Consider the following 23822-nt stretch of genomic DNA (forward strand, 5'->3'; position numbering starts at 1 on the left):
TTCGTGCAAATTCATTGGCTCGGGTTGCGCCGGACCGCGGCCACCGGCCAGCCTGGCAGGCTGGAAAAATCCAGGTGCGACGCGGCAGCTGCCGGCAATGCCGCAGGCAGGCGCGGCACGCAACCCAGCAGGGGCGCCTGCAGGCGTGCGCTCAGAGTTTCAACATTGGCAATGCCATGCTGCATGCCGAGATCGACCACGTTGCCGACCCAACCGACCAGCTTCAGGCCGCGGGCGGCAATCGCCTCGGCGCTCAGCAGCGCATGGTTGATGCATCCCAGGCGCAAACCCACCACCATGACGACCGGCAGGGCAAGCTGTTGCGCCAGGTCGGCGGTGTCGAAAGTGGCGTTCAGCGGCACGCGAAAGCCGCCCACCCCTTCCACCACCACCGCGTCAGCCATCGCGGCCACGCGATCATAGCAGGCCTGGATGTGCTGCGGGTTGATTTCAATGCCTTCCAGGGCAGCGGCAATATGCGGCGAAGCCGGTTCGCGCAGCAGGTAGGGCGTTGTCAGTTCCGCAGGAAGCGCCACCGAGGCCGCCGCCGCCAGGGCATCGGCGTCGCCATTGTGCAGGACGCCGTCGCGCAGCACCGCGCCGGCCGCCACCGGCTTCATGCCGGCGGCGCGGATGCCGCTTTCCGCCAGCACGTGCAGCATGGCCGCCGACACCAGCGTCTTGCCGATATCGGTATCGGTGCCAGTGATGAAATATGCGCAAGTTGCCGTCATTGTCAGGCTCCAGTCTGTTGGTTAGTTTGCTGCTTCCAATGCATTCAGGGCGCGCACCAGTTGCGCCACCTGTTCGGCCGTATGCGACGCCGACAGCGTCACGCGCAGGCGCGCCGTGCCCGCCGGCACAGTCGGCGGGCGGATCGCCGGCACCCACAAGCCTTGTGCGTACAGGGCCGCGGCTGCATCCAGCGCTTCCTGGTTGGCGCCGATCACGATTGGCTGGATCGCCGTGATCGATGGCAGGCGGCGCCAGCGCGCCAGCTGCAGATCGGCGTCCAGCTGGCCGACCAGCATGCGCAACTGCGTTCTGCGGGCATCCCCTTCGCGGCCTGCAATGATGTCCAGGCTTGCCAGCAAGGCATGCGCCAGTGCCGGCGCGGCGGCGGTGGTGTAGATGTAGGGCCGCGCGCGCTGCACCAGCCATTCGATCACGGTCTCATGCGCGGCGACGAAGGCGCCGCCGACGCCGGCAGCCTTGCCGAGCGTGCCCATGTAGACCAGGTTGGGCGAGCTCAGGCCGAAATGCTCGAGTGCGCCGCGGCCGTGTTCGCCCAGCACGCCGAAACCGTGGGCATCGTCCACCACCAGCCAGGCGTCATGGCGCTCGCACAGGGCCAGCAGTTGCGGCAGCGGCGCAATATTGCCATCCATGCTGAAGACGCTGTCGGTCACCACCAGCTTGGCGGTAGCCGTGCTGGCGGCCAGCAGCTTTTCCAGCGCGGCGAGATCGCCATGCGGATAGACCTCGACCTGCGCGCGCGCCAGGCGGCAGCCGTCAATGAGCGACGCGTGGTTCAGGCTTTCGGAAAAAATCACGGCATCGGCGCCGCCCAGCGCGGAAAGCAGCGCCAGGTTGGCCATGTAGCCGGTGCAGAAATACAGGGCGCGCGGCTGCTGCAGATGCGGCGCCATGAATTGCGCCAGCTTGTCTTCCAGCTCGGCATGGGCGCGGCTGTGGCCACTGACCAGGTGCGAGGCACCGCTGCCGGCGCCATACAGGCCCGCCCCCTCGCGCAAGGCTTCGACCACTTGCGGGTGGGCCGCAAGTCCCAGGTAATCGTTGCTGCAGAACGCCAGCATGTCGCGGCCATCGACGGTGACGCGCGGCGCGCACGGCGAGTCGGCAGTACGGCGGCGGCGCTGCAGGCTTTGCGCCTGCAACTGGTCCAGTTGCCGCTGCAGATCGTCGAGGAGTTTCATCCCTTCAATACCTTTTCAAAGACGGTGTGCATGCGGCCGGCCAGCAAGGCAATTTCCTCGTGATCGAGGATATACGGCGGCATCAGGTAGACGGTGGTGCCGATCGGCCGCAGCAGCAATTCATGCTCCAGCGCCGTCGTGAAAAAGCGCCGCGAAAAAGTCTGCGCCTGCTGCGGATCATCGATGACTGCATCGAAGGCCCAGATCATGCCGCGCTGGCGGAAGTGCCGCACCCGCTCATGCTGCGCCAGCGGCGCCAGCGCATCGGTGATGCGCGCAGCCTTGTCGCGGTTGCTGTTGATAACGTCGTCTTCCTCGAAAATCGCCAAGGTCGCCAGCGCTGCACGGCAAGCCAGCGGGTTGCCGGTAAACGAATGCGAATGCAGAAAGCCGCGCGCAACATCGCGGTCGTAAAAGGCCTGGTAGACGGCATCGGTGGTCATCACCAGCGACAGCGGCAGGTAACCGCCGCTGATGCCCTTGGACAAACAGACGAAGTCGGGCCAGATGCCGGCCTGTTCGCAGGCAAAGAAGGTGCCAGTGCGGCCATTGCCGACCGCAATCTCGTCGGCGATCATGTGCACGCCGTAGCGGTCGCACAGCGCGCGCACCTGCTTGAGGTACACCGGGTCGTGCATGGCCATGCCGGTTGCGCACTGCACCAGCGGCTCGACGATCACCGCGGCGATATGCCCGGCGCGTTCGGCCAGCAGTTTTTCCAGCTCGGCGGCGGCGCGCAGCGCCACGTCGGCTGCCGACTCGCCCTCGCGCGCGCCGCGCGCATCGGGGCTGGCGATGACGTGCACCTGCTGCAGCAGGCTGCCGTAAGCTTCGCGAAACAGCGGCACGTCGGTGACGGCCAGTGCGCCAAGCGTCTCGCCGTGGTAGCTGTTCTTGAGGCAGACGAATTCGCGCTTGTCGGGCAAGCCGCCGTTGCGCCAGGCGTGCACGCTCATCTTCAAGGCGATCTCGACGGCGGAAGCGCCGTCGGAAGCGTAGAAGCAATGCCCGAGGGCGTGGCCGGTAAGTGCGCCCAGTTTCTCTGAAAGTGCGATCACCGGCTCGTGCGTGAAACCGGCCAGCATCGCGTGTTCAAGGCGGTCGAGCTGGTCTTTCAGCGCGGCATTGATGCGCGGGTTGGCATGGCCAAAGAGATTCACCCACCAGGAACTGATGGCGTCCAGGTAGCGCCTGCCGTCGGCGTCATACAGCCAGGCGCCGCGCCCGTGGGAAACCGGCACCAGCGGCACGCTTTCGTGGTGCTGCATTTGCGTGCAGGGGTGCCAGACGCTTTTCAGGCTGCGGGCGATCCAGTCGCTTTGTCCATTTTGTCGGCTGTGTTCCAAATACGTTCTCCAAAAACTTTCTTGTTGTTGGCCTGCAGCAGGGCTGCGACGATCGCATCGGTGCGCTCGTGCAGCGCATCGGCAGCCACGGCCTCGTGCACCAGGCCGATCTGTTTGGCTTCAAAGGCGGACAATCGTTCCGCCGTCAGCAGGTAGCGGCGCGCTGCGCGCGCACCCGCGGCTTGCTCCAGCCAGGGAATATATGCCGTCAGCGCTGCATCGGCTTGCGCCTCGGGCAGGCAGAAACCCGCATGGCCCGCTGCCAGGGCAATATCGCAGGCAGCGACAAGACCTGCACCAGCGCCTTGGCAATCGCCCTGAACCCTGGCCACCACCGGCGCGGGCAAGGCCTGCATCGTTTGCAGCAAGCCTGCCAAATCCGCATCGGCGCGGCGCCAGGCGGGCGGACTGGCTGCCAGTTCGCCACGCCAGTCCAGCGCGCTGCCCACGCAAAATTGCGGACCACGCGCGGCCAGCACGACTGCGCGCAGCTGCGCCAGGTTCGCAAGGCCGGCAAACGCTGCAGCCAATTCTTCCAGCATGACGGCATCGAGCGCATTGCCGTGCCCCGGACGGTTCAGCCAGATTGTGGCGAGCATGCCGCCGCCATGATCAATTTCCAGTGTGCGGTAGTTCATGTGACCTTCATGTCCTGCCCGCCGGGAAGCTGCCATCGAGGTAATACCAGCGCCCTTCCTCGCGCACGAAGCGGCTGACTTCGTGCATGCGCTGGGCGCGCCCGCCGACCTTGTAGCGGGCAACGAATTCTACCGTGCCCTCGTCGCCGGCTGCCGCATGCCGGCGCACTTCCAGCCCCAGCCAGGTCATGCCGGGCTCGGTAGAGACCAGCGGCCCGGCCGGCAAGGTACGCGGATACCAGGTGGCGCGCACATAGGCTTCATTGCCCAGGGTATAGGCGGTATAGCGCGAGCGCATCAATTCTTCCGGAGTGTGCGGGAGCTGCTGCTGTCCGATGAAGCGGCCGCAGCACGCCGCGTACGCGTGACCGCCGCAGGGACATGCCTGTGCGGCGGCGGACTGCGGCCTGTTTTTGCCCATGTTCGTGCGTCAGAATGAAGTCCGGCGAGCGCGCTGCGTACAATGTCCGGCAACACGCTCGCCGATCGGGCTGCCTTGGCAGCCCGTGGATTACACCAGTTCGATGGCCATGGCGGTGCCTTCGCCGCCGCCGATGCAAAGCGAGGCCACGCCGCGCTTGCCGCCGGTGCGCTGCAGGGCGCCGATCAGGGTGACGATGATGCGCGCGCCGGACGCGCCGATCGGGTGGCCCAGAGCGCAGGCGCCGCCGTGGACGTTGACCTTTTCGTGCGGAATGTTGTGTTCATTCATGGCTGCCATCGGCACGGCGGCGAATGCTTCATTGATTTCGAACAGGTCGACGTCGGCGGTGGTCCAGCCCACTTTCTTGTACAGGTTGGCAATGGCGCCCACCGGTGCGGTGGTGAACCATTCCGGCTCTTGCGAGTGGCGAGCATGGCCGAGGATCTTCGCAATCGGCTTGCAGCCGAGTTTCTTCGCGGTCGATTCGCGCATCAGCACCAGGGCGGCGGCGCCATCGTTGATCGACGACGACGACGCGGCGGTGATGGTGCCGTCTTTCTTGAACGCCGGCTTCAGGCTGGAAATCTTGTCGAGCTTGGCTTTGAGCGGGCCTTCATCCTTGTCGATGACGACATCGCCGCCGCGGCCCTTGACCGTGACCGGGGCGATTTCGCCGGCGAACCAGCCATTGGCGGTGGCTGCCTGGGCACGCTTGACCGATTCAATGGCGAAGGCATCCTGGTCGGCACGGGTGAAGCCGTACTTGGCGGCGCAATCCTCGCCGAAGGTGCCCATGGAACGGCCGGCACCGCTGGCGTCGCGCGCATAGGCGTCTTCGAGGCCGTCATACATCATGTGGTCAAACATCATGCCGTGGCCGATGCGGTAGCCGCCGCGCGCCTTCGGGATCAGGTAAGGGGCATTGGTCATGGATTCCATGCCGCCGGTCACCACCACATCATTGGTGCCGGCAATGATGGAGTCGTAACCATACATCGTGGCCTGCATGGCCGCGCCACACATCTTGGAGAGGGTGACAGCGCCGGTCGAGGTCGGCAGGCCGGCCTTGATCATGGCCTGGCGCGCTGGCGCCTGGCCCTGTCCTGCCATCAGGCAATTACCGAAAATGACATCCTGCACCTGCTCGGGTGCCAGGCCGGCGCGCTCGACGGCGGCACGGATGGCAACGGCGCCCAGGTCATTGGCCGACAGCGAAGAAAAATCGCCCTGGAATGCACCCATGGGGGTACGGGCAGCGCCAACAATAACGATCGGATCTTGCATGGTGGTCTCTCCAAGTTGTAATGCAATAAAAAATTTTTACGCTGCGCGCGGGGATGGGTCAGCCATAACCCCCTGGAAACAAAAGCGCATTTCCTGCGGATACGGAAATACATCCTCGATATAGCCCTGCATTATCCGCTGTTTTCGGTTTTCCCAGAATTCCGGCGTCAGTAAATCGGCATGGTGCTTGAGAAAATATTTACGCACGTTAGGGTTGCCAAGAAGGAAAGTTTCAAACTGTTCCGGGAACACGTCATGCTTGCCGACCGGGTACCAGGGCTCGGCCGCCATTTCATCCTCTTCATTGCGCGGTGCCGGAATGGCGCGGAAATTACAATCGGTAATGTATTCGATTTCATCGTAATCGTAGAACACCACGCGACCATGCTTGGTCACGCCAAAATTCTTGTACAGCATGTCGCCCGGGAAGATATTGGCGCCGACCAGGTCCTTGATGGCATTGCCGTATTCCTTGATGCCATGTTCCAGCGCTTCCTCGTCGCCGCGCTGCTCGGCCTTGGTCAGCCAGATATTCAGCGGCACCATGCGGCGTTCGATATACAGATGGCGGATGACGATCTGGTCGTCTTCTTCCTCGACCAGCGACGGCGCCACCTGCTTCAGCTCGGCCAGCAAGTCTTCTGAAAAGCGGCTGCGCGGAAACGCCACGTGGGAAAACTCCAGCGTATCGGCCATGCGGCCGACGCGGTCATGGTTTTTCACCAGCAGGTATTTTTCCGCGACCAGCGCCGGCGTGGTTTCCTTGGGCGGCGGGAAGGAATCTTTGATCAGCTTGAATACGTAGGGGAACGACGGCAGTTCGAACACCACCATCACCAGGCCGCGGATGCCGGGCGAGGCCTGGAAGCGGTCGGAGGAATGATGCAGGTGATGCAGGAAGTCGCGATAGAACAAGCCCTTGCCGAGCTTTTGCAAGCCGAGGATGGTGTAGATCTCGCTCCTGGGCTTGTACGGCATCATGCTGCGCAAGAAATGCACATAGGCTGACGGCACTTCCATGTCGACCATGAAGTAGGCACGGGTAAAGGAAAACAGCACCGTGATCAGGGCCGGGTCGAAAATGACGGTATCGAGCAGCAGCTTGCCCTTGCGGTTTTGCAGGATCGGGATGACGAAGGGGTAGATGCGGTTGCCGTTGATGCCCTTGCCGACAATGTAGGCCCCCTTGTTCCGGTAAAACAGGCTGGCCAGCACCTGGATCTGGTAGTTGGCTTCCCGCTCGACATGGCCGAACGCTTGCTCCATGCGACCTTCGACGTAAGCGATGTCGCGGTCGAGGTCGACGAATTCCGACTTCAGCTGGAAATTGGTGATGACGCGCTTCCAGGCATGGTGCATGCCTTCGCGCGCCGGGTAATACACGCGGTAGGTCGGCAAGCCTTCGACCGGCTCGATATACTCCGTGGACACCGCCGGCCGCACGAAAATGAAATCGTTGTGGAAATAGGTGCGGTGCAGGATGCTGCAGCAAACCGAATTGAAAAAGATTTCTGCCAGTTCCGGCTGCTTGTGGTTGATCAAAAGACCAATGTAGTGCAGCTTGACCTCGCGCCAGACTTCGTCGGACAGGTCTTCCTCGGCATATTCATCCTCGAGGATTTGCACGCATTCCTGCACCCGCTTGTCGTAATAGGCAATGCGTTCGCGCGCGGTGCGCTGGGCATTGAGCCAGTCGCTGCTTTCGAAAAAGCCTTTGGCTTGCTGGCTGACCTGGCGAAACAGCCGGTAATGCTTGTCGAAACCGTCAAGGATGGTGCGGGCGATATCGAAAGCGATCTGCGACGACAGCAGTTTGGGGAAATCGGGTTGCATCTGACTCTTTACACGAGGGCCGGGGCCACTAGTTTAACCAATTCTGCCTGGCACGAGCATGTTTGCCGCAACCAGCCGCGTGGGCCCGCAGACGGCAAGCGGGCCGGGCCGGCACTGCAGCGTCTGGCGATTGCGCTTAAAATTCAGGAGAAGCCACCCATTGTAGGCGCGCGCGAAGCAAAAGAAAATGCGCCACCATTGCGTTTATTGCAACAACCCTCTTTCCAGACGCCGCACGGCCTCTCTTCTCTTCATGACGACACTTGAATCGCAACTCGATTATCCCTTTGGCGACACCCTGCCGGCGCCGGGCGCGCCTTTGCAAGTCGCTCCCGGCGTGTACTGGCTGCGCATGGGCCTGCCCTTTGCCCTGAACCATATCAACCTGTGGCTGCTGGAAGATGAAATCGACACTGACGGCAGCAGCGTCAAAGGCTGGACCATCATCGACTGCGGCATCGCCGACGATGCCACGCGCGCATCCTGGGAGGTGGTATTCGCTAACCACTTGCGCGGCTTGCCGGTCTTGCAGGTCATTGCCACCCATTGCCATCCTGACCATGTCGGCCTGGCCGACTGGCTGTGCCGGCGCTGGCAGGCGCCGCTGTTGATGAGCGCCGGCGAATACGCGTTTGCGCGCATGATGGCTGCCGCCATGCCCGGCATCGACGGGGCGTCGATGTTCCCGCATTTTCGCCAGCACGGCCTGGGCGACCACGGCATGGAGGCGCAACTGGAAGGGCGGCGCAGCTATTATCCCGCGCTGGTGCCTGCCGTGCCGCACGCCTTCAGGCGCCTGCAGGATGGCCAGGCGCTGACGATCGGCGGGCGCACATGGCGCGTGATTACCGGCTTCGGCCACTCGCCGGAACACGTTGCGCTCAGCTGCGCCGACGATGGCCTGCTGATTTCCGGCGACATGGTCTTGCCGCGCATTTCCACCAACGTCTCGGTATTTGCCATCGAACCGGAAAGCAACCCGGTCCAGCTCTACGTCGATTCGCTGGGCAAGTACGCCCATCTGGCCGCCGACACGCTGGTGCTGCCGTCGCATGGCAAGCCCTTCCGCGGCTTACACGCGCGCATCGGGCAACTGTGCGACCATCATGCGGCGCGCCTGGAAGAAGTGCTGGACGCCTGCAGCGAACCGCGTTCGGCCGCCGACATCGTGCCGATCATGTTCCGGCGTCCGCTGGATGCGCACCAGCTGAGCTTCGCCCTCGGCGAGGCGCTGGCGCATCTGCACCAGCTATGGCTTTCGCGCCGCGTGCGGCGCCTGCAGCATGCCGACGGCGTCTTCCGCTTTCAGCGCACTGAAGCGGCAACGGACAATTTGTAACTGATTGCCTGCTTCCGAACGACTTTTATTGACCGGCCTGTCGCACCACCCGACGACAGACAGATACTGACAAACTTGCGCAAACCCCTGCCGGCATTGAGTTTATTTCCACATGGCAACATGCGTAAGCCGTGCACGCTTACGGTGCGCGGGGTTTTCTGCGAGCGCAATGTAACTGAATTTCCGCCTGACATACCGCGCAAATTCCCTTACACTTGACGCGTGTTTCCAATTTTCTGCGCCGGCAGGAATGTTCTTCACAAGGACAAAGAAGCACCATCGCAAAGAAGCACCGTCTCACCTTCACATTGGAATAGTGCGCATTCATGAAAGCATCGATAGAACGGGAAGATTTCAGCGAGCGATTGCAACATGCCTTGCGCAATGCTGATTATTCTCCCGACAGCCCTACCCAACTGGCGCGGGAATTCAACATCCGCTTTGCGGGCCGCCCGATCACCGTGCATGCCGCCCGCAAGTGGCTGGTGGGCGAAGCGATCCCCACCCAGGAAAAACTGCGCACGCTGGCGCAATGGCTGGGCGTGCAGGCCGAATGGCTGCGCTTCGGCAGCGGCCAGCAGGAGCAGCGCATGGGCGGCGCCGGCGGCGATGCCACCGAGCGCTTCGACTCCGCCGACGTCAAGCTGATCGCCGATCTGCAGCGACTCGACGAACACCACCGCACCATCGCGCGCGAATTCATCCGCCTCTTGGTGCGCATGAATCGCGCCAAGGATTAAAAACCCCAGGTCGGGAATTCTCCGCCCGGGGCTTTCGGCCACATTGCTTGCGCACGCAACCTTGACGTCCGTGTTCCTCAGTCAGCGATAGACAACCGCATTACTTCCAGAGCGCGCATTTTGATTCGGCTTTGGTCATGTAGGCCTGTTCGCCGGGAATGGTCTGCACCAGCTTGTAGTAATCCCATGGCTTTTTCGATTCGGCAGGCGACTTCACCTCCATCAAGTACATGTCATGCACCATGCGGCCATCCGGGCGAACCACGCCGTTTTTGGTGAAGAAATCGTTGATTTTGGTTTTGCGCAAATGCGCCATGATGGTGTCCGCATCGGTCGTGCCGGTCGCCTTGACCGCATTCAGATACTGGATAGTCGCCGAGGCATCCGCAGCCTGAAACATCGACGGCATTTTTTTCATTTTCTCGAAATAACGGGCCGACCATTTGCGCGAATCATCGTTCAGGTCCCAGTACCAGCCGTCGGTGAGATACATGCCCTTGGTGACATCCAAGCCGAGCGCATGCACATCGTTAATGAAGATCAGCATGCCGGCCAGCTTCATCGTTTTGGTGATGCCGAATTCGTTGGCGGCCTTGATCGCGTTGATGGTGTCGCCGCCCGCATTGGCTAATCCAAGCACTTGCGCTTTCGAGGCTTGCGCCTGCAACAGGAACGATGAAAAATCGGGCGCTGACAGGGGATGCTTGACGCTACCCACGACCTTGCCACCGTTAGTCTTAACGATATCGGCAGTATCTTTTTCCAGCGAAGTGCCGAACGCATAATCGACGGTCAGGAAATACCAGGATTTGCCCCCTTGCTTGGTCAGCGCTGCGCCGGTGCCACGGGCAAGCGCTGTCGTGTCATACGCATATTGAATCGTGTAGGCATTGCATTCTTCGTTGGTCAGGCGAGTGGTTCCCGAACCGGCCGAAATGAAGACCTTTTTCTTTTCCGCGGCGATTCTTGCCATCGCCAGATTCGCCGCCGAGTTCGCACCGCCGATCAGCATATCCACGCCTTGGCTGTCGAACCATTCACGGGCCTTGGCTGCCGCCACATCGGCCTTGTTCAAATGATCGGCGGCAATCAGCTCGACCTTTTTCCCATTGACCACGCCGCCGAAATCGGCAATCGCCAGCTTGATCGCTTCGACGCCGCCTGGGCCATCAAAGTCGGCATAGACGCCGGACATATCGGTGATGAAGCCAATTTTGATGACATTGTCTGCTGCGCAAGCCGACGCCGCCATTCCAAACGTGCCAGCTACCGCAATGGCGAGCGAGGTAATTTTTCTATTCATTCTCATGGTCGTTTCCTCCAGTAAAAACTTATGGTGTCGTTCTATTTATTCACCAGGCAATGCACCTGGCACTTTTTCACTATCACATCCACATCCAACCCCGGCTGTGGCGGCCGGTTCGCATCAGCACGCGGTGCGTGTCATCGTCCCGTCAACCAGTCGTAAAAGGCCGAGCGGATTGGCATCCTGCAAGGCAGGCGGCAGCAACTCGTCCGGATAATTCTGGTAGCACACCGGCCGCAAAAAGCGTTCAATCGCCAAGGTGCCCACCGACGTGCCGCGTGCATCCGACGTTGCCGGGTAAGGTCCGCCATGCACCATCGCATCGCATACTTCGACGCCGGTCGGGTAACCATTGATCAGCAATCGCCCGGCCTTCTCTTCCAGAGACTCAATCAAGTCCTGGTAGGCGTGCAAGTCATCCCGCTCCGCCTGCAGCGTCGCCGTCAGCTGGCCATGCATGCGCGCGGCAAAGTCGAGCAGCTGCTCCCGGTTGTCAAGCTCGACCACCACGGTCGCCGGACCGAACACTTCTTCTTCCAGCGGCGCGGCAGGGTTGAACAGCAACGCTGCGTTAGCCTTGAACAAGTGTGGCGTGGCCTGGTTGCCGGCGGCGTCACCACCTGCGAGCATCTCGATGCCAGGCAATTGAGTGAGGCGCCTGATGCCGGCGGCATAATTGGCGTGGGTGGCAGCAGTCAGCATGGTCTGCGGCGCCTGTGCCGACATCGCTTTTTTCAGCTGGCCGACAAACTCGCTGAAATCCGGCGAGCGCACACCGATTACCAGGCCCGGATTGGTGCACAACTGGCCGCAACCCATGGTGACTGACGCTGCCAGTTCATTGGCGATTGCAGTGCCGCGCTTGTGCAGGGCCTGCGGCAACAAGATGATCGGATTGATGCTCGACATTTCGGCAAAGACCGGAATCGGCTGCGGCCGTGCGGCAGCCATGTCGCACAATGCGCGTCCGCCCTTGAGCGACCCGGTAAAGCCGACTGCCTGGATGCCGCTTGCCTTGACCAGCCGCGCACCGACATCGACGCCGTAAATCATGTTGAATACGCCGGCCGGCACGCCGCAGCGGCGGGCAGCACGTTCAATGGCGTCGGCCACTCTTTCGGAAGTCACCATGTGGCCGGTATGCGCCTTGACGACCACCGGACAACCAGCCGCCAGCGCCGCGGCGGTATCGCCGCCGGCGACCGAAAACGCCAGGGGGAAATTGCTGGCGCCAAACACCGCAACCGGTCCGATGCCCATTTTTACCTGGCGCAGGTCCGGGCGCGCCTGCGGTTGGCGGTCGGGCAATGCATGATCGATGCGCGCGCCATGAAAATCGCCCCGCCGCAAAACTTTGGCGAACAAGCGCATCTGATTGCTGGTGCGCGTGCGCTCGCCCACAATCCGGGCGCTCGGCAATGCCGTCTCACGGGCGACTTCGGCGACGAAGTCCTCGCCCAGGGCGTCGAGCTCTTCGGCAATCGCATCAAGAAATGCCGCCCGCTTTTCCGCCGGCAGCTTGCGATAGCGCGGATAGGCGGCAGCAGCAGCGGCGACTGCGGCATCGACTTCGGCGTTGCTGGCTTCGTGAAACGCGACCGGATAGGCGTCGCCGCTGGCCGCTGCAAGGCTGCGCAGTGTGATGGCGCCCTTGGCGCTGCGCTGGCCACCGATATAATTGTGGCCGAGAATGGAAGTTGTCACTGGATGATGTCCTTGTTTGTTCAGCGATGTGTCGTCATGGCGTACAGTGAAATTCACCGGCGCTTACAGCGACTGTTCCAGCATCGTTGCGTAATCTTCTTCGCTGGCCACGCGGGGATTGGTCTTGTGGCTGTGATCGGCCAGCGCGCCCTGGATAATCTTCGGGAACAGCGCGCGGTTCACGTCCAGTTCTTTCAACCCGGCCGGCAATCCCAGCCGCTGGTTGAGCGCCTGGATGGCGGAGCCGATCTCGGCCGGATCGGCCAGGCCCATCGCCTGCGCCATGCGCGCCAGCTTGTTATCTTTCTGTACCGACGCCGACGACCGGTTGAAGTCGATCACCGCCGGCAGGAAAATCGCGTTCAGCGTGCCGTGATGCAGGCGCGGATTGGCGCCGCCCAGCGAATGACTCAAGCTATGCACGCAACCCAAACCCTTTTGAAATGCTAGGGCGCCCTGCATCGACGCGCTCATCATGTTGAAGCGGGCTTCACGGTCTTCCGGATCGCGGGTGGCGCGTTCGATATGCGACCATGCACGCCACAAGCCATCGAGGGCAATGCCGTCTGCCGGCGGGTTGAAGGCTGGCGCCATGAAGGTTTCCATGCAATGGGCAATGGCATCCATGCCGGTGGCCGCTGTCAGCATGGCCGGCAGCTTGAGCGTCAATTCCGGATCGCAGATCGCCGATTTCGGCACCAGGTACGGCGACAGGATGCCAACCTTGCGGCCATCGTCGAGAATCAGGATGGCGCCGCGTCCCACTTCGCTGCCGGTGCCGGCGGTCGTTGGAATGGCAATCACCGGTGCGGTGGCCGAAGTGATGCGGGCAACGCCGCCTTCGATGGCGGCAAAGGTTTTCAGCGGACCGGTGTGGGTGGCCAGCACGGCGACACCCTTGGCCAAGTCGATCGAGGAACCGCCACCGACCGCGATGACGCCGTCAAAAGCGCCTTCGCGGTAAATGTCGGCGGCGGCGCGCACCGCAGCTTCGTTCGGATTGGGCGGCGTCTGGTCGAACACGGCCACGCTGGCGGCATTGTTCAGTTGCGCCAGCACCCGGTCGAGAATGCCGGCGGCCTTGATGCCGGCATCGGTCACGATCATTGGACGGCGGATGCCGATGCGGTCGCATTCCTGTTGCAGCAAGCTCAGTGCGCCGAAATCAAATTGAACCTGAGTAATATAGTTAATCAGTGCCATGAGGGGGTTTTCCCAAAAGTTATAGATGAAATATTTGCCGCGTTAGCGCGCTGGCGCCATATCCGCATGCAGACGATCGCTGCTTTTTATTTATAGAGCGAAAGCCAGCACTTCAGGGGCAACTGTAAGTCAGGAAAACTTGCCTGACTAATGAGAAGTGATTATGCTGGTATAACTTTTTTTCATATCAGAGTGGCGTTATGTTGCCTCCCCTTAACTCGATCGTCTCCCGCCTGCGTTTGAAACAGCTGCGTCTGCTGGTTGCGCTGGGCGACCATGGATCCCTCATCAAAGCGGCCGAACAGGTGGCGTTGACACAGCCCGGCGCAAGCAAGGCGCTGCACGAAATCGAATCGGCGTTAGGCGCCACCCTGTTCGTGCGCACCAATCGCGGTCTCGAACCGAATGACGTGGGGCACGTCGTGATCCGCTACGCGCGCCTGATTCAGACCGATCTGGCGCACTTGCGGGAAGAGATGATCGGCATTCTGCAGGGCCATGGTGGCCGCCTGTCGCTCGGCACGATCATGGGTGCGGTGCCGCTGCTGACCGAGGCCTTGTCGCGGCTGCTGGAAAAACGCCAGGCGCTTTCGGTTGAAATCGTCGAGGATACCAGCGCCCACCTGCTCCATATGCTGGACGAGGGCAGGCTCGATCTGGCGATCTGCCGCACCAGCATCAGCCAGCGTCCGCACCTGTATGACAGTCTGGACGTGCGCGACGAGCAATTGGCGGTGGTGGCCAACAAGAGTCACCCGCTGGCGCAGGAAAAAAAACTGGTGCTGTCCGATCTGGCCGGCTTTCGCTGGGTGGTCTACTCGGCCAACATGCCGATGCGACTGCTGCTGGAACGCGAATTTCACGAGGCGGGTCTGCGTTTTCCTCTCTATCTGCTGGAAACGACATCAGCCTTCACCACGCTGTCGCTGCTGCAAAGGAACCCGACGCTGGTGGCCTTGCTGTCGACCGACGTCGCGCAATTCTGTTCACGCTTCGGCATGACGACAGTGCTGCCACTGGAACTGCATTCGCGCAGCGAACCGTACCAGCTGGTCACGCGGCATGGGAGCGTGCTGTCGCCGGTGGCCCGCCTGTTTATTCAGGAGCTGACCCAGGAATCCGGCGACGTTGCCAGCCTATAGCGGCAGGTTGCGCGGCTTGCGCCCGGCCTTGGCGCTGACGGCGTCAAACACGGCATTGGGCAATAGCCGCAGCAGCTTTGCCACCATCCCCATCTGCCACGGGATCACCCGGTAGCTTGTGCCCGCAGCGATGGCTTGCTGCGCGCGCACGGCGAATTTTTCAGCCGGCATCAAAAATGGCATGGGATAGGGATTAATGCGCGTCATCGGCGTGTCGATATACCCCGGCGCAATCGTCACCACGCGGATGCCGCTACCGCGCAATTCCACCCGCAACGATTCGCAGTAACTGATGACCGCCGCCTTCGAGGCGCTGTAGGCGCCGGCGCCGGGTATGCCGCGGATGCCGGCAACGCTGCCGATGCCGACCAGGCGGCAAGCCTGCCCCGCGGCGGCCTGCCGCTTCATCGTCGCGATGAACGGCGCAAAAGTCGCCACCGTGGCCGACAGGTTGGTGGCAACGATCCGCTCGAACACCGCCAGGTCTTCGGCAAATTCCGTCAGGGTGCCCTGCGAAATGCCGGCATTGGCAATCACCACGTCGGCGCCGCCGGCGAGCGCAATGAAATCGGCAGCGGCGGCAGCCAGCGCGCCATGGTCGGTGACGTCGAGCGGGTAACAGCGATGCCGTTCCGGATGGGGCAAGCTTGCCGCCAGCTGCTGCAGCACGTCGGCGCGGCGCGCCACCAGCGCGAGGCATGCTCCCTGTGCGGCATAGTGCCGCGCCAGGGCGGCGCCCAGGCCGCTGGAGGCGCCGGTGATAAAGACTCTTTGCATGGATCGGCCCTTGAAAAGAAAAAGTCCGCCGTCTTGCGAGCGGCGGACCGAAAAGCGTGCGGCAAGCGTGCCGCCGCCCTTATTTTTTTGCCGCCGGCTTGGCGGACATGTTCACGAGGCTGTCCAGGACCTTGGCAGTGGCGGCATGCAATGCCGCGTCCGGCATGCGGCCGTTACCTTCGGAAATAATGGAGGGCGCCGTCAAGTAGCGGCCATCGACTGCGAGGGTCGGCACGCCGCGGATCTGGTAAGCCGATTGCAGCTGCAAGGCGCGCTTGACCTTGGCATCGACGCCGAAGGAATTGTAAAGGTCGAGGAATTTTTGCTTGTCGATGCCTTCCTTGGCAATGAAGTCGACGATCTGCGCCTCGGTATCGAGCTGGCGGCGCTCGACGTGGATGGCGCGGAACACTTTGGACTGGAACTCATCGGCCTTGCCCATCGCTTCCAGCGAGTAATACAGGCGCTGTTGCGGCACGAAGGAATCGCGGAATGCCACCGGCACGCGCTTGAAGGCAATCTTGTCGCCCTGCTTTTTCACCCACTCGGCCAGGGCCGGCTCCAGGGTATTGCAGTGCGGGCAGGAGTACCAGAAAAACTCGGTGACCTCGACCTTGCCGGCCGCAGCTTCGGTCTGCTGCGGCTTGTCCAGGGTCAGGTAATCCTTGCCGTTTTGCGGATTGTCCGGCGTGGCGCTGACGGAAGCTGCCAGCAGGGAAAAACCGACGGCCATGAAAACACGAGAAAAAAGACGCATATCGATCCTTGTAAAAAAGTTATTTCTGGATGCGAACGACTGCCACATCCACCCCATTTTCAGACAGCTTCGAGCGGATCCTGTTCATCGCATCAACTTGCGAAAACGGACCCACACGGACGCGATACAGGGTACCCGTATCGGCGCTGCGCTCGCTGATACTGCTTTCGACGCCCAGCAAGGCCAGCTTGGCCTTGGCATTTTCCGCATCAGCCTGCTCGCGGAAGGCGCCCGCCTGCAAATAATACGTCCACTTTTCTTCGCCTGCAGCGCCGTCCTTGGCGGCAGCCGCGCCTTCGGCCAGCTTGGCCTTGTCGGCGGCCGGGGCCGGGGCCGGCGCCTTGGCCGGCGCAACTGGCGCTGCGGTCGCCGGGGCCGGCGCGGCGGCTGGCGGCTCGGCGCTGACGGCAGGCTCTTCCTTCTGGAATTCGCGCGCGGCCTGCTTGGCCGCATCGCGGTTGCCGTACAGGGACTTGTTCAGGTCCGGCATCTGGCCGGCCTCGGGATCCTGCTTCGGCTTGAAGCCGCGGTCGACAAAGGGGATCGGGGTCTTGTTGATGGTAACGGCGACGCCCACTGCGATGCCCAGGCCGATGATCAGGCCGATGATAATTCCGAGAAAAGTGCCGCCGGCTTGCTTGTGCCTGTAGTTCATGTAATTCCTGCTGCTTCCGTAAAGAGGGTCCATCACATCCGTGATGGCGCTGATACACCGATCAGCGCCAGGCCGTTGCGCAACACCTGGCGGGTCGCCTGCAGCAATGCCAGGCGTGCCAGCTTGGTCGCGTCATCATCGACAAGCACCCGCTCGGCGTTGTAGTAGCTGTGCAGGTCGCCAGACAGGTCGCGCAGGTAGAAAGCTACCTGATGCGGGCCCAGTTCGTCGAGGGCTTTTTGCAGCATGTCGGGATATTCCGCCAGACGCGCGAGCAAGGCGGCCTCGCGCGGCGACGTCAGTGGCGCAAGATCCACACCGGCCAGGGTCGTTTCATCACCGCCCCACTGGTTGAATACCGAGCAGATGCGCGCATGCGCATACTGGACGTAGTACACCGGGTTCTCGTCGGACTGCGCCAGCGCCAGGTCGACGTCGAAGACGAACTCGGTGTCGGCCTTGCGCGAAATGAGGAAAAAGCGCACCGCATCGCGCCCGCGCGTCAGGTCGCGCGCGCCGCCATTGTCGGCGCCTGCAGCATCGGCTGGCGCCTCGCCGGCCGACCATTCGATCAGGTCGCGCAGGGTCACGTAGGAGCCGGCGCGCTTGGAAATCTTCACTTCCTCGCCATTCTTCATGACGGTGACCATCTTGTGCAGCACGTAGTCGGGATAGCCCTCGGGGATGCCCACGCCGACCGCCTGCAGGCCGGCGCGCACGCGCGCGATGGTGCCGTGGTGGTCGCTGCCCTGGACATTGATGACCTTGCCGAAGCCGCGCTGCCACTTGGTGATGTGGTAGGCCACGTCCGGCACGAAATAGGTATAGGTGCCGTCGGACTTCTTCATCACGCGGTCCTTGTCGTCGCCGTAATCGGTCGAACGCAGCCACAGCGCGCCATCCAGCTCGTAGGTCTTGCCCGCCTTGATCAGGGCTTCCACTGCGGCGGCCACCTTGCCATCGTGGTACAGCGAGGATTCGAGATAGTAGTTGTCAAACTTCACGCCAAACGCTTGCAGGTCGAGGTCCTGCTCGTGGCGCAGGTAGGCGACCGCAAACAGGCGGATCGATTCGAGGTCGTTGGGGTCGCCGCTGGCGATCGCCGGCGCGCCGTCGGACGCCGACACGGTTTTCTTTGCCAGGAAATCGGCGGCGATGTCGGCGATGTAGTCGCCGTTGTAGGCCGATTCCGGCCAGTGTGCATCGCCCGGCTTGTGGCCGCGGGCGCGCGCTTGCACTGAATACGCAAGGGTGCCGATCTGTACGCCGGCATCGTTGTAGTAAAACTCGCGGGTGACGTCATAGCCCTGCTGCTCGAACAAGGCCGCCAGGGCGTCGCCCAGCGCGCCTTGGCGGCCGTGGCCGACGTGCAGCGGGCCGGTCGGGTTGGCCGAGACGAATTCGATCAGCACGCGCTTGCCGGCGCCCGATGCCCCCTGGCCGTAGCGCTGCCCCTGCTGCTGCACCGCGGCCACCACCGCCTGCTTGGCAGCCTCGGCCAGGCGCAGGTTGATGAAACCGGGGCCGGCGATCTCGGCGGCAGAGATCAGCTGCGCGCGCCCGGGCGCTGCCAGCAGGTTCGCCACCAGGGCTTGCGCGAGTTCGCGCGGATTTTTTTTCAGCGGCTTGGCCAGCTGCATGGCGATATTGCAGGCGACGTCGCCGTGCGCCGGGTCGCGCGGACGCTCCAGCACGACGGCGGGAGCGAGGTCGCTGCCGGCAACGATGGGCGCGAGCGCCTGCTGGAACAAGTCGATGATTTGCTGTCGTTGTATTGCGAGCATGGAAATTTCAGTCTATGCGGCGCCAGGCGCCAGGATTTGGGTTCAGACGTGATTATACCGGCTAGGTTGCCCGGCTCGCCTTCCCATCGGCAATATGACCCATCCTACACTGGCGCAACGCCAGTGCCTGTAACATAATGAAACAGAATCGACAAAAAGTATGCTGGCGCCAAGACCCTTGCAGAATTCAGGGTTTTTCCCGCCTTTTTTGGCAAGATGGCATCGCCGCCTGTGCGCAGCTTGCCGGATAGGAACGCACCATGAAAACCATTAACCTGTTACCCGCCGTCACGCTGGCCGCGGCCTTGTTCGCACCGGGCGCGCTAGCGCAAGGCGCCGGCCCAGCCAGGCCGGAAGCTACCGCCGCCGTGCCGGCAGCAGTTCCGGCTCCCGCGCCGGCCGCCCCGCGCACTGCCGCGCCCGCCCGCGCCGCGCCTACCCGCATTTACCGGCAAGTGCTGCCGGATGGCCGCATCGTCTACTCCGACGAAAACGTCGCCGGCGCCAAGGTCGACCATACCATCACCATGGCGCCCCCCATCGAGGGCAACCTCTGGAGCACTGAGCCGGGAACGCGTCCAAACATCGCGCCGCAGACCACGCCAACGCCGGTGCAGCGCATCGACCCGGTGCGCACTCCCGCGCCGGGCAAGAGCACCATTGCCGTGCCGGATGCCGCGCTGGCCGAAGTCATGCGCGCCGAAATGCTGCTGGAAGACGCAAAAAAGCGCCAGGCAGCGGGCATCAAGCCCCTGGCCGGCGAGCAGCGCGACAATAGCGATGGCGGCCTCTCGTATAACCAGGCCTACTTCAGCCGCCAGCAGCGCCTGGCACGCGATGTCGAATATGCCCGCGAAGAACTGAAAAAAGCCATGGCCGTGCGCGACGGCGTGCGCAGCGCGCGCTAGCGCCACGGGGCGATGATGCATTTACTGATCCGCAAATTCGCCCTCGCCTTCCTCCTTCTTTGCTGCAACTGGACGCAGGCAGCGCCGCCAGCCAGTACGCTGCGTATTTTCCCCACCGGCCCCATCTACGACTACCGCTGGAAGCTGCTGGAACTGGTCCTTGGGCGCACCGCGGACATGGGTGCACCGCAGCAGTTGGTGCCGTACCCGGAAGACGTGACACAAAACCGCGCCATGCTCTTGCTACAGGCAGGCGCAATCGACGTCATCGCGCTGGGCACCAATGCCGAGCGCGAAGCCATGGCGCAGCCCATCCGCATTGATATCCTGCGCGGCATCGTCGGCTACCGGGTGCTGGTGATCCGCGCCGCAGACCAGGCGCGCATCGCACGCATGGATGCCGACACCCTGCGCCGCCAGCTCAGCTTCGGCCTGAACAGCCAGTGGGCCGACCTGCCGATCATGCAGGCCAACGGCTTCACGGTAGAGACATCCAGCAGCCATGAAAACCTGTTCGGCATGCTGACCGCGGGCCGCTTCGATGCATTTCCGCGCGGCCTGAACGAAGCAGCGCGCGAACTGCAGGAACGCCGTCACCTGTATCCGGAACTCGCCCTGGAACAGGGAAAAGCCCTGTATTTTCCTTACCCGATCTATTTCTGGGTCAACCGGAAAAACACCGCGCTGGCGAAACGCATCGAGCGCGGCTTGCAACTGACGCTGGCCGACGGCACTTTCCGTAAGCTGTTCGAGAGCTACCATGCCGCCGAAATCGCCACGCTGCAAAAAGAACGACGGCAGGTGATCCGCCTGCCCAACCCGATTTTGCCGAAAGGCAATGCCGAACCCGACACGAGCTGGTGGTGGCAACCACCCCGTACGGAGCGGCGCCACGACAAACCATAAACACGACAATCCGTCATAGCGAACATGAGAGAACTGAAAATGGGCAAGCAGAAGCTGGCGCGTCGCCTGTTATACGTGATGTTTCCGTGGTACCTGGCACTGGCGCTGAGCGCTACCGGCGTGCAATTGGCAATTCAGTATTTCACCGTCGAACGCGCCATCGTTACCGATCTGGCATCGCTTGGCGCCACGGTGGGGCCGGCCGTGACGACGGGGGTCTGGGAACTGGACACGCCCAAGCTGGCCTCGATTGCGCGCGCACTGCGGCAAAACGCCATCGTCTCGGGCGTGCGGATTGCCGACGTCAACGGCGAAACGATGGTTGCCGAAGGCAAGGTGCCCAGCGCTCAGGCGGGCACTGCTGCCCCGCTCTTGCGCCCGCGCCATCACCAGAGCGTCGCACTGGAGTACGATTCGCAGCGCGAAGGCAAACGCATGATCGGCTTTCTGCACCTCTACACAAGCGATGAGGTATTGTGGGAACGTATCAAGTACGGCTTTTTCGTGGTGCTGGCCACCTCGCTCTTCATCACCACCGGCCTGTGGCTGCTGTTTTCCTGGACCATCCGCAACCGCCTTGCCGATACTGTGACCCGGGTGGCCAAATCCGTGTCGGACTGGCACTTTTCCGGCGACACGGCGCCAGCTGAAAAAATTCCCTACCCCTACCGCGACGAACTCGGCCTTTTGGTGAACGCGCTGAACGACAGCCGCAGCCGCCTGTTCGCTTCGATGCAGGAACTCAAGGCCGTCAACCAGAACCTGGAACAGAAGGTCAGGGAACGCACGCGCGAGCTCCAGCAAGCCAAGGAAATCGCGGAAGCGGCCTCGCAGGCCAAGGGCAGCTTCCTGGCCAACATGAGCCATGAAATCCGCACCCCCATGAACGCCATCATGGGCCTGACCCACCTGGTGCTGCAGACTGACCTGGCGCCGCGCCAGCGCGATTACCTGGAAAAGGTGCAGACCTCGTCCGGCGCGCTCCTCGGCTTGCTCAACGATATCCTCGATTACTCCAAGATCGAAGCCGGCCGCCTGCAGCTGGAACAGGCCGAATTCGAGCCCGAGCGCTGTTTGAGGAACGTCGCCGACCTGTTCATCGGCCGCATCGAGGAAAAGCAGCTGGAACTGTTCGTCGAGATCGATCCGGCGGTGCCGCGCTGGCTGGTAGGCGATGCGCTGCGCTTTGAACAGGTGCTCAACAACCTGGTCGGCAACGCCATCAAGTTCACCGATGCCGGCGAAGTGCACGTGCGACTGGGCCTGCAGTCGCGCAGCGACGAAGAGGTTGTGCTGCAAGTGACGGTGCGCGACACCGGCATCGGCATGGACGCAGCCCAGGCGCAGCGGATCTTCGAAGCATTCACGCAGGCCGACAGCTCGATCACCCGCAAGTTCGGCGGCACCGGGCTGGGCCTGGCAATCTGCCAGCACCTGGTGCAGCTGATGGGCGGCGAAATCGCCGTGCTCAGCGCGCCCGGGCGCGGCAGCACATTTACGTTCAGCGCGCACTTTGGCCGCGCCGGGCAGCGTCCCGTCACCGAAGGCGAGCACCTGCAGCAGCTGCGCCCGATGAAGACACTGGTGGTGGATGACCAGGATACTTCGGTGGCCCTGCTCGACAAGATGCTGTCGTCCTGGGGCTTCACTGTCACGACCTGCATCTCCGGCGCCACTGCCCTGGAGCTGGTATTTGCCGAAGAAGCCAGCGGCCGGCCCTTCGAGCTGTTGCTGCTGGACTGGAAAATGCCTGGCCTGAGCGGGCTCGAAGTGGCGCAAAAAATATCCCGCGCCGCGCAAAGCGGCCGCATGCAGTCGCCGCCGATCATGGCAATGGTCACCGCGCACGACCGTGAGGCGCTGCTGCGCGAAGCGGGCGACACGCGCCTGGATTCCGTGCTGGCCAAACCGGTGGTGCCATCATCGTTGTTCGACGCCATCCTGGTTCTGCAAAACCCGGAGCGCACGTCGCCGCAGGCCCAGGCGAACCGTACCCGCGATTCCCTCCAGCGCCATGCGGGCCCGCGGGAGACGCTGGCGTCCATCCGCGGCGCCCACGTGCTGCTGGTGGAAGACAACCCGCTGAACCAGGAAGTGGCGCGCGAATTCCTGCTGCAGGGCGGCCTGCAAGTGACGCTGGCGGAAAATGGCCAGCAAGCCCTCGACCTGGTGCGCACGCAACAATTTGACGCGGTCCTGATGGACCTGCACATGCCCGTCATGGACGGGCTGGAAGCGACGCGGCGTATCCGCGCGCTGGAACAGGGGCGCGAGCTGCCGATCATCGCCATGACCGCCGCGGCGATGAAACAGGACCGCATTGCCAGCGCCGCCGCCGGCATGAATGACCACGTCGCCAAGCCGGTCGACCCGCAAGAACTGGCCACGCGCCTGGTCGCGTGGATCCGGCCGCAGGGCGGCGCCACCTTTGCCATCGCCGGCACACCGCACGACGCCGGCGGCGATGACAGTGCCAATGGCACAAAAACCAGCCAGGCGGCGCAGCTCGTGCTGCTTTCGCGCGCCCTGCCGGGAGTCGCTGTGGCGCAGGCGCTGGCGAGGTTGCACGGCAATCTCGCGCTCTACCGGCAATTGCTGGGATCTTTTGCAGAGCGCCATCGGCACTCGCCAAGTGCGCTGCGCCGCCATGCCGGCGCCGGCGACCATGAGGCGCTGTACCGGTTGGCGCATGAATTGAAAGGCGAGGCCGGCAACCTGGGACTGGCGGGCGTGGGCGACGCCGCCGACGCACTGGCGCAGGCCACGCGTCAAGCGCAGCCGCAGGCCGGCGAACTTGCCGTTGCGCTGGCGGCGCAATGCGCGCAGGCACTTGCGCTGATCGATGCGCTGCCGGCAACAACACCGGCCGCCAGCGACGCCACACCCGCGCCATCCAGTGGCCAGCCGCTTGACCAGGAGATCACTGCGTTATTGGAAACCTTGCGCAGTGAGCTGACCGCGCGCCAGTTCGGCGCCATCCAGACCGCCGAACGCATTGAAGCGCTGCTCGCAGGCGGCGCGCCGGCATCAGCTTTTCAGCCGGTGGTGCAGGCGGCCAGGGTACTGAACTATGCCGCAGCAGGGGCGTCGCTGGAACGCTTCATGCTGCAACTGGTGGCACAGGCATGAGCCGGCAGCA

20 protein-coding genes are annotated in these 23822 nt (G+C 62.9%); 6 read left to right on the plus strand and 14 right to left on the minus strand.

Features of this window, described 5'->3' with window-relative positions:
- Positions 1-11 precede the first annotated feature (11 nt).
- The 7 genes from bioD to aceK all read right to left on the minus strand — a co-directional run bounded on the left by bioD (position 12) and on the right by aceK (position 7462).
- The gene (gene bioD, locus EKL02_RS00465; RefSeq protein ID WP_128900190.1) at positions 12-734 is read right to left on the minus strand and encodes a dethiobiotin synthase; all 723 of its coding nucleotides are present in this window, start codon (positions 732-734) and stop codon (positions 12-14) included.
- Positions 735-755: 21 nt separating this feature from the next.
- Positions 756-1937 (minus strand): 8-amino-7-oxononanoate synthase, encoded by a 1182-nt coding sequence (bioF, locus tag EKL02_RS00470; RefSeq protein ID WP_128900191.1) that lies wholly within the window; start codon positions 1935-1937, stop codon positions 756-758.
- Positions 1934-3283: an adenosylmethionine--8-amino-7-oxononanoate transaminase gene (bioA, locus tag EKL02_RS00475; protein WP_128900192.1), complete on the minus strand. Its 1350-nt coding sequence runs from the start codon at positions 3281-3283 to the stop codon at positions 1934-1936. The genes bioF and bioA overlap by 4 nt, the downstream gene beginning before the upstream one ends.
- Positions 3232-3921: an enoyl-CoA hydratase-related protein gene (locus EKL02_RS00480; protein WP_164931903.1), complete on the minus strand. Its 690-nt coding sequence runs from the start codon at positions 3919-3921 to the stop codon at positions 3232-3234. Before EKL02_RS00480 ends, bioA begins: the two co-directional genes overlap by 52 nt.
- Positions 3922-3928: 7 nt before the next feature.
- Positions 3929-4342, minus strand: coding sequence for a YchJ family metal-binding protein (locus tag EKL02_RS00485; RefSeq protein ID WP_128900194.1), 414 nt, complete (start codon positions 4340-4342; stop codon positions 3929-3931).
- A 90-nt stretch (positions 4343-4432) separates the two neighbouring features.
- Entirely contained in the window at positions 4433-5629 is a 1197-nt protein-coding gene (locus EKL02_RS00490; protein ID WP_128900195.1) for an acetyl-CoA C-acyltransferase, read from the minus strand.
- A 36-nt stretch (positions 5630-5665) separates the two neighbouring features.
- Positions 5666-7462 (minus strand): bifunctional isocitrate dehydrogenase kinase/phosphatase, encoded by a 1797-nt coding sequence (gene aceK / locus EKL02_RS00495; protein WP_128900196.1) that lies wholly within the window; start codon positions 7460-7462, stop codon positions 5666-5668.
- A gap of 253 nt (positions 7463-7715) precedes the next feature.
- On the opposite strand from aceK, the gene EKL02_RS00500 reads away from it, so the two are divergent.
- A complete protein-coding gene (locus tag EKL02_RS00500) occupies positions 7716-8801 on the plus strand; it encodes an MBL fold metallo-hydrolase (RefSeq protein ID WP_128900197.1) in 1086 nt (361 codons plus the stop codon).
- Positions 8802-9127: 326 nt separating this feature from the next.
- On the plus strand, positions 9128-9541 hold the full coding sequence (locus tag EKL02_RS00505; protein ID WP_206732428.1) for a hypothetical protein: 414 nt from the start codon (positions 9128-9130) through the stop codon (positions 9539-9541).
- A 100-nt stretch (positions 9542-9641) separates the two neighbouring features.
- Here EKL02_RS00505 and EKL02_RS00510 read toward each other — a convergent pair whose 3' ends face one another.
- The 3 genes from EKL02_RS00510 to EKL02_RS00520 all read right to left on the minus strand — a co-directional run bounded on the left by EKL02_RS00510 (position 9642) and on the right by EKL02_RS00520 (position 13754).
- Complete coding sequence (locus tag EKL02_RS00510; protein WP_128903321.1) at positions 9642-10844, minus strand: ABC transporter substrate-binding protein; 1203 nt, start codon at positions 10842-10844, stop codon at positions 9642-9644.
- A 123-nt stretch (positions 10845-10967) separates the two neighbouring features.
- Positions 10968-12551: an aldehyde dehydrogenase (NADP(+)) gene (locus EKL02_RS00515; RefSeq protein WP_128900198.1), complete on the minus strand. Its 1584-nt coding sequence runs from the start codon at positions 12549-12551 to the stop codon at positions 10968-10970.
- Between the two features lie 63 nt (positions 12552-12614).
- Entirely contained in the window at positions 12615-13754 is a 1140-nt protein-coding gene (locus tag EKL02_RS00520; protein WP_128900199.1) for an iron-containing alcohol dehydrogenase, read from the minus strand.
- Positions 13755-13954: 200 nt separating this feature from the next.
- On the opposite strand from EKL02_RS00520, the gene EKL02_RS00525 reads away from it, so the two are divergent.
- Complete coding sequence (locus EKL02_RS00525) at positions 13955-14896, plus strand: LysR family transcriptional regulator (RefSeq protein WP_128900200.1); 942 nt, start codon at positions 13955-13957, stop codon at positions 14894-14896.
- On the opposite strand, the gene EKL02_RS00530 is transcribed toward EKL02_RS00525, so the two are convergent.
- The 4 genes from EKL02_RS00530 to argS all read right to left on the minus strand — a co-directional run bounded on the left by EKL02_RS00530 (position 14891) and on the right by argS (position 18869).
- Positions 14891-15673: an SDR family oxidoreductase gene (locus tag EKL02_RS00530; protein WP_128900201.1), complete on the minus strand. Its 783-nt coding sequence runs from the start codon at positions 15671-15673 to the stop codon at positions 14891-14893. The genes EKL02_RS00525 and EKL02_RS00530 overlap by 6 nt on opposite strands.
- Positions 15674-15752: 79 nt before the next feature.
- Complete coding sequence (locus EKL02_RS00535) at positions 15753-16430, minus strand: thiol:disulfide interchange protein DsbA/DsbL (protein ID WP_128900202.1); 678 nt, start codon at positions 16428-16430, stop codon at positions 15753-15755.
- Positions 16431-16449: 19 nt separating this feature from the next.
- Entirely contained in the window at positions 16450-17085 is a 636-nt protein-coding gene (locus tag EKL02_RS00540) for an SPOR domain-containing protein (RefSeq protein ID WP_128900203.1), read from the minus strand.
- Between the two features lie 32 nt (positions 17086-17117).
- Complete coding sequence (gene argS, locus EKL02_RS00545; protein WP_128900204.1) at positions 17118-18869, minus strand: arginine--tRNA ligase; 1752 nt, start codon at positions 18867-18869, stop codon at positions 17118-17120.
- 260 nt (positions 18870-19129) lie between these two features.
- Between argS and EKL02_RS00550 the strand changes: the two genes are divergently transcribed.
- The 3 genes from EKL02_RS00550 to EKL02_RS00560 are packed head-to-tail and all read left to right on the plus strand — an operon-like array spanning position 19130 to position 23812.
- On the plus strand, positions 19130-19777 hold the full coding sequence (locus EKL02_RS00550) for a hypothetical protein (protein WP_128900205.1): 648 nt from the start codon (positions 19130-19132) through the stop codon (positions 19775-19777).
- A gap of 15 nt (positions 19778-19792) precedes the next feature.
- Entirely contained in the window at positions 19793-20683 is an 891-nt protein-coding gene (locus EKL02_RS00555; RefSeq protein WP_241687757.1) for a transporter substrate-binding domain-containing protein, read from the plus strand.
- 24 nt (positions 20684-20707) lie between these two features.
- Positions 20708-23812: a hybrid sensor histidine kinase/response regulator gene (locus EKL02_RS00560; RefSeq protein WP_128900207.1), complete on the plus strand. Its 3105-nt coding sequence runs from the start codon at positions 20708-20710 to the stop codon at positions 23810-23812.
- Positions 23813-23822 lie beyond the last annotated feature (10 nt).

The organism is Janthinobacterium sp. 17J80-10, assembly GCF_004114795.1.
GTDB lineage: Bacteria > Pseudomonadota > Gammaproteobacteria > Burkholderiales > Burkholderiaceae_D > Paucimonas.

Bases quoted from the DNA above. Each gene is read 5' to 3' on its own strand.
- EKL02_RS00550 (WP_128900205.1), top strand. From the start codon at position 19,130: ATGAAAACCATTAACCTGTTACCCGCCGTCACGCTGGCCGCGGCCTTG.
- EKL02_RS00520 (WP_128900199.1), bottom strand. From the start codon at position 13,754: ATGGCACTGATTAACTATATTACTCAGGTTCAATTTGATTTCGGCGCA.
- EKL02_RS00500 (WP_128900197.1), top strand. From the start codon at position 7,716: ATGACGACACTTGAATCGCAACTCGATTATCCCTTTGGCGACACCCTG.
- EKL02_RS00505 (WP_206732428.1), top strand. From the start codon at position 9,128: ATGAAAGCATCGATAGAACGGGAAGATTTCAGCGAGCGATTGCAACAT.
- EKL02_RS00525 (WP_128900200.1), top strand. From the start codon at position 13,955: ATGTTGCCTCCCCTTAACTCGATCGTCTCCCGCCTGCGTTTGAAACAG.
- EKL02_RS00510 (WP_128903321.1), bottom strand. From the start codon at position 10,844: ATGAATAGAAAAATTACCTCGCTCGCCATTGCGGTAGCTGGCACGTTT.
- EKL02_RS00485 (WP_128900194.1), bottom strand. From the start codon at position 4,342: ATGGGCAAAAACAGGCCGCAGTCCGCCGCCGCACAGGCATGTCCCTGC.
- argS (WP_128900204.1), bottom strand. From the start codon at position 18,869: ATGCTCGCAATACAACGACAGCAAATCATCGACTTGTTCCAGCAGGCG.
- bioD (WP_128900190.1), bottom strand. From the start codon at position 734: ATGACGGCAACTTGCGCATATTTCATCACTGGCACCGATACCGATATC.
- EKL02_RS00540 (WP_128900203.1), bottom strand. From the start codon at position 17,085: ATGAACTACAGGCACAAGCAAGCCGGCGGCACTTTTCTCGGAATTATC.
- EKL02_RS00530 (WP_128900201.1), bottom strand. From the start codon at position 15,673: ATGCAAAGAGTCTTTATCACCGGCGCCTCCAGCGGCCTGGGCGCCGCC.
- EKL02_RS00490 (WP_128900195.1), bottom strand. From the start codon at position 5,629: ATGCAAGATCCGATCGTTATTGTTGGCGCTGCCCGTACCCCCATGGGT.
- bioF (WP_128900191.1), bottom strand. From the start codon at position 1,937: ATGAAACTCCTCGACGATCTGCAGCGGCAACTGGACCAGTTGCAGGCG.
- EKL02_RS00480 (WP_164931903.1), bottom strand. From the start codon at position 3,921: ATGAACTACCGCACACTGGAAATTGATCATGGCGGCGGCATGCTCGCC.
- EKL02_RS00535 (WP_128900202.1), bottom strand. From the start codon at position 16,430: ATGCGTCTTTTTTCTCGTGTTTTCATGGCCGTCGGTTTTTCCCTGCTG.
- aceK (WP_128900196.1), bottom strand. From the start codon at position 7,462: ATGCAACCCGATTTCCCCAAACTGCTGTCGTCGCAGATCGCTTTCGAT.
- EKL02_RS00555 (WP_241687757.1), top strand. From the start codon at position 19,793: ATGCATTTACTGATCCGCAAATTCGCCCTCGCCTTCCTCCTTCTTTGC.
- EKL02_RS00560 (WP_128900207.1), top strand. From the start codon at position 20,708: ATGAGAGAACTGAAAATGGGCAAGCAGAAGCTGGCGCGTCGCCTGTTA.